Annotated in this window: 8 protein-coding genes; 3 read left to right on the top strand and 5 right to left on the bottom strand. The window is 38.8% G+C overall.

The features are described from left to right. The 5 genes from AAAU26_RS01000 to AAAU26_RS01020 all read right to left on the bottom strand — a co-directional run. A partial coding sequence (locus tag AAAU26_RS01000; protein ID WP_431834266.1) for a DUF3847 domain-containing protein occupies positions 1-206 on the bottom strand: 206 nt, incomplete at its 3' end. 168 nt (positions 207-374) lie between these two features. Then, entirely contained in the window at positions 375-680 is a 306-nt protein-coding gene (locus tag AAAU26_RS01005) for a hypothetical protein (RefSeq protein ID WP_015537341.1), read from the bottom strand. Positions 681-1,001: 321 nt separating this feature from the next. Beyond that, positions 1,002-1,259, bottom strand: coding sequence for a hypothetical protein (locus tag AAAU26_RS01010; RefSeq protein WP_146746216.1), 258 nt, complete (start codon positions 1,257-1,259; stop codon positions 1,002-1,004). Between the two features lie 390 nt (positions 1,260-1,649). Then, on the bottom strand, positions 1,650-2,972 hold the full coding sequence (locus AAAU26_RS01015; protein ID WP_015537340.1) for a sensor histidine kinase: 1,323 nt from the start codon (positions 2,970-2,972) through the stop codon (positions 1,650-1,652). Further along, a complete protein-coding gene (locus AAAU26_RS01020) occupies positions 2,960-3,676 on the bottom strand; it encodes a LytR/AlgR family response regulator transcription factor (protein ID WP_015537339.1) in 717 nt (238 codons plus the stop codon). The genes AAAU26_RS01015 and AAAU26_RS01020 overlap by 13 nt, the downstream gene beginning before the upstream one ends. Before the next feature lie 332 nt (positions 3,677-4,008). Between AAAU26_RS01020 and AAAU26_RS01025 the strand changes: the two genes are divergently transcribed. The 3 genes from AAAU26_RS01025 to AAAU26_RS01035 all read left to right on the top strand — a co-directional run bounded on the left by AAAU26_RS01025 (position 4,009) and on the right by AAAU26_RS01035 (position 4,899). Continuing rightward, positions 4,009-4,185, top strand: a complete 177-nt coding sequence (locus AAAU26_RS01025; RefSeq protein ID WP_015537338.1) for a hypothetical protein — start codon at positions 4,009-4,011, stop codon at positions 4,183-4,185. A gap of 74 nt (positions 4,186-4,259) precedes the next feature. Continuing rightward, positions 4,260-4,538, top strand: a complete 279-nt coding sequence (locus tag AAAU26_RS01030) for a hypothetical protein (protein WP_015537337.1) — start codon at positions 4,260-4,262, stop codon at positions 4,536-4,538. A 43-nt stretch (positions 4,539-4,581) separates the two neighbouring features. Continuing rightward, positions 4,582-4,899, top strand: coding sequence for a double zinc ribbon domain-containing protein (locus AAAU26_RS01035; RefSeq protein ID WP_097783021.1), 318 nt, complete (start codon positions 4,582-4,584; stop codon positions 4,897-4,899). The last annotated feature ends 58 nt before the right edge of the window (positions 4,900-4,957 follow it).

The raw sequence follows: 4,957 nt of genomic DNA on the forward strand, positions 1-4,957 counted from the left end.
TGATCGTCGGTCAGTTCTCCCGGACAGACCAGAAAACTTTCCAGCATTCCGGCACGGGTGCAAAGACGATGCACACGCTCTCTCCGGTTCAGCTCTGACATCCGGCGTTCAAGAATTTTCTCTCGGTGCTGACAAGATCGCAGCTTTTGCTCTGCTTTGGCTTTTTCGTTGCGGAGGTAGGCTAGGTCTGTTTTCGGTTGGGTCAATGGCATCACACTCCTTTTTCAGAAAATAAAAAGCCAAACAATCAGTATGGATGCACACTAATCATTTGGCCAGGGGAACATATTTAATTCTCACAATGCAATAGAATTTTCGCAGTAAAAGTTCTATTGCGTATCCATAATGGTTACTATCTGTGGTTTGGATTAGGACTATTTTGTGCGATGTAAATCAATTATTATTAACAGTGCTGTTATGCCTACAACTATTAAAAATCTGATGGTAAATTGAACTGGAAGATTTTGAAGAGCGTGGGTTAGCATTCCAACTTCTCCATCTTCAATCCATTGCGAAAACATTCGTAATTCTTCAAGCAAGGCAACTGAGAAAAAGGCAATCCCAGACACTCCGATGATGTAATTATATTTTGCCTTTTTGACAAGTACAAAATAGCAGTTTACGATTGTCAGAAAATACGAACAGCCAATCCAAAATACCCAACCAATGTTCCAATCCATAAACTTTCTTCACCCCTTTATGCAACCAGTCCTTTTATTATAGTAAGAGCTACTGCTGCAACAATGAAACATATTGCAATAATTTTTGAAATTAGATTCTCACTTATCGGATTGTATGAAGAAAATTTATTATATAGTATCAGCAACGCAGCATAAACAGGATAGCACCAAGGATTGATATTAAATAAATCGAAAAAGGAGCCAATCTCAGCGACTACAAGAGTTAGCACTAAAGCCCAATACGCTATCTTTTTTAATAAATCTGACATAGGCATTGTACCATAAACAGTAGTCTTAATTGAATGGAGTGTTCATATTTAATCAAGCAAGAATAACGTGAACAGCACGTTCGTAATCGGCTTTGCGAACATATATCGTATAGAGCGTTTGATAGTTGACCTTTTGAAATGCAGTTCCGGCTCTTTCACGGGTTCCCATCGAAAACAAAGACGGCGATGATAAATCGCGTACTTTTGTTCGATATCCGATTCCTTCTTTTTCTAAAAGAGATGTGTATTTTTGGTATTGAGATTGATTTGAGCAAACCACCAACTCTTTTTGATTAAAAAACGGTAGCATAAAAAACTCCTTGCTCAAAAACGGTTATCGGATATTATTTGAAATTTCAACATACCAAGTCTTTCCGGTCTTTGCAGCAATATTGACAACATAGTAGCAGCCAACGCGATTTGTTGCATCTACCAGAACACCAGCCCAAGAGGAATCAGGGTATTTTGTCCAGTCTTTCTGAGATGCAGGAATGTCAAAATCCTTGGTCTGCTCTCGATATCCGTTACTCGTCCATAAGCAATCCTTTCTTATTAAATTGATAAGTTTGAATTTCATTCAAAGCTATATTGCTGCATTGGAGTAACTCCTTTCGATTTGTGCATTGTGCCATCCTTTCTTACACTGTATACGCAGCAAGCAATATTGTCTACGTTTCTGTAATAAGATGGAGAAAATCTGTCACGAAATCGGGGTGAACGGTATATCAGCGGTGAACTGGAACCACCCATTTTCATAGAACATCGTATACTCTCCACTGTATTTTTCGAGAATCAGCCGGATGTTCGCAAGTCCAAAGCCATGCATCTGCGGTTCTGGTTTTGTCGTTGGAATGGAACCACTTATAATTACAACAGGTTCCGATGTGTTTCGGACAGAGATAAAAAAGTCTTGCTGTGCAACGGCCATGACATGAATCGCTTTATCGCCCTTATCATACTGCTGACACGCTTCAATGGCATTATCCAAAAGGTTTGATAGAAGCACTACCATATCGGAGACATCAAATGGAAGATTTGATAGATCATTCACTTCAAAATCAATGCTGATCTTCTTTTGAGTTGCTTCGGCAGCTTTTGTATTGAAAAGTGCGTCCAAGATGGGATGATGTGTGTTGACAAGGAATAGCCGATCAGTTTGCTGTTCGGTGATTTTTTCAAGATATTCTTCAGCGGCAGAATACTCTTGATTCTTCATCAATCGATTTAGGATATTCAGGTGCGCCCGGAAATCGTGAACTTTTTTCCTTTGGGCAGAATAAAGTTCGCTTGCCGAAGTCATGTTTTTCGATTGTAGCTGAATCTGCTGGTTAAGCATCAATAATTGTTCTCTTTCCGATGCGGCATATTCCATTCGCTCCAATAAAAAGAGGATTGCGATATTTGAAATAAAAATGAGAATGCAACAGCCAGCAGAAACAAATTCTTCTATATTGTGTCCGCTTGTAACGTAAAGTAGAATCACAAGCATTACAAACGATGCGCATGGAAATAGAAAGTAAAGAATCAGCTGCGAATGTTGAGCATCGCTTCTGGGTCTATTGCCCATACGCTGAAGCATCATTTTGCGAAATAGCGCAATAATAAATAATTCGGCTGAATAATAAGAGATTCCGTAGATTAGCGATAGTGTCTTGTTTGCTTGAAACGTCTGAGCATCCATCCCACAAACCGAAGTTGCAAGCATTCCGACTGCAAAAGATAAACTATAAGTCAAGAGATATTCTACAACGATAAGAAATAATAAAAACTTTCCTGAGATATTCTCATATAGAGTTCTGGCAACAATAAAGCAGGATAGTAGAATCAAGAGAATTTTGACGATTTGGTTTCGATTTAAGGCAATAACACTGAATTCAATGGATGCATACATTAAAATAGTTTGAACTATTACACCGACAAGAAATCTATGATTCCTCCAACGGTGCGAAGCAAAAGCGTCTAAAAACAGACATACGCAGACTGAATCTATGATTGTGTAAACCAAACTGATCAAAGCATCCATCTACTTTTACCTCGCCAATGTAAATATTTCTGTTTTAGCTCACTATAATTCTTTTCGCTTGGAGCCAGACAAAGACCACCGCGCAATTGGACTTTATTGTATTGAAAGATTTCGACATAGTGCATATTGACAAGATAGCTTTTTTGAATACGAAGGAAACCGAGTGGCTCGATTTTTTCGGATAGTTCCGTTATGTTGCCGTAAAATTGGTATGCTGGGCGTTTTTCGTCCAACAAGTGCATAACAATGATTCTTCGATGAGATTCTAAATACAGAATGTCATTTACAGGTACATCGATAATTTCAGAGTTGATTGAAATTGTGACAAGCTGTTTCCGTCGAAGTACTTCTTGGACAGCTGAATCAAAGTAGGAATCAAGTTTAGCAGAGAGATCTGCTTTTAGTAAGTAACGAAAGGCTTGAACCTCAAATCCCTCTGGAGCATACTGAATGAAATTTGTAATGAAGATAATCACAATATTTTCATTTTCTGCTCGTAACTTTCTGGCAAGCTCAATTCCATTTGTTTCGCCCATATCAATATCCAGAAGCGCAATATCATACGGAAGTGATAAGTCTATTTGACTTGGTTTAGAAAATCCATAAAATCTTGATGATACCTGTGTTTCTTCGGTTTTCTTTTCAAGTGTTTCAATGATAGAATCAACGATCTGCCGTTCATCGTCACAAACCAAGACATTCATTTTGAAATCCCTCCATTGCACATGTGCACATGGGACCGCTTTTCATTACACAACATACAGCCCTGTTCCTTACAAGTATAATACGATTATGCCAAAACTTCAAATAGTCAAAAGCCTTTGGTTGACGATTGACTTGTAATATGGCGAAAGGTAGCTTTGGTGTGCTCCCCTAATGCTGGATGTCCACTGTTAGGGAACATACTATCTGTACGCACACCGATTTCGTTACAAAATTTCTCTGTTTTGCTACAAAATTGTGGACGTTGATTGATTCTTGTGCTTTGATGTTATCATAGTTGACCTAATATGTGCATAAGAGGGGAGAAAATCAAATGAGAGGAATAATAATAGTTTTAATGGCGATTTTAGGCGTGATATTCCCTAAATTTTTGGTGAAAGCAATTAAAAGCACTGATAAAAATGATGCTGGTGGAGGTCTTTTGGGTTCACAGATCACTTTTGGAATGCTGATGCTGATAATTGGTATATTTCTCAATTCGTGTATTTAAGGCCGAGTGTTTCGCAAATCCATGCAAAGATAATATGCCATAAAACCGTATTATCAGGTCACAGGAGGACAAAAATGGACAAGAAAAATGATTTCTTTCTTGGTGCGCCTTTACCACTTTGGGGGTGCGTTTCGATATGGCTTGGTAATCTTGTGAGACTAACCCCTGAAAGTGCAGTGCCGTATGCTTGGGCTGCTTTGTTTTTCTCATATGGAATTGTAGCCTTGTATTATATTCAGATGGCAATATCTTTCAAAAGTTGTAGTAATAGCCCAAAAGTGAAGTCCGCATGGATTATGTTGGGAATTTCGACACTATTTTTAGTGGGTTCGATAATTTTAGCTATTCGATAAAGGAAGGTAAAGTCTCTAAACAAGAAGCAAAGGGGGATTTTTGATGGCTTGTAAAAATTGTGGTTATGAAAACAAGTTGGGTGTTCGATATTGCCAACGGTGCGGTCAGTATATTGAACCAAAACGGACATTGGCACAAGAAGTTAAATCGTGGGATTTTAGAAGTCTCGCTGGTGTTGGCCGTAGAGATGTGAATATTGCGCCGCTGTTTACTGCATCACCCGTTCAAACTCCAGCAAAAGCACACCAAACGCCCTCGCCTGTTGAACCGATGCCAGACGGAAGATGGTATTGCCCGGACTGCGGAACATTAAATGCTTCTTCTGAACGTTTTTGCAAAAACTGTGGAAAAGTTCGATAACTATCGTTTAGCATTAAAAACTACGGAAGCTTTACGCTGAAAGCTGTAACTTTAAGCA

The sequence above is a fragment of the Faecalibacterium longum genome, from assembly GCF_040094125.1.
Taxonomy (GTDB): Bacteria; Bacillota; Clostridia; order Oscillospirales; family Ruminococcaceae; genus Faecalibacterium; species Faecalibacterium longum.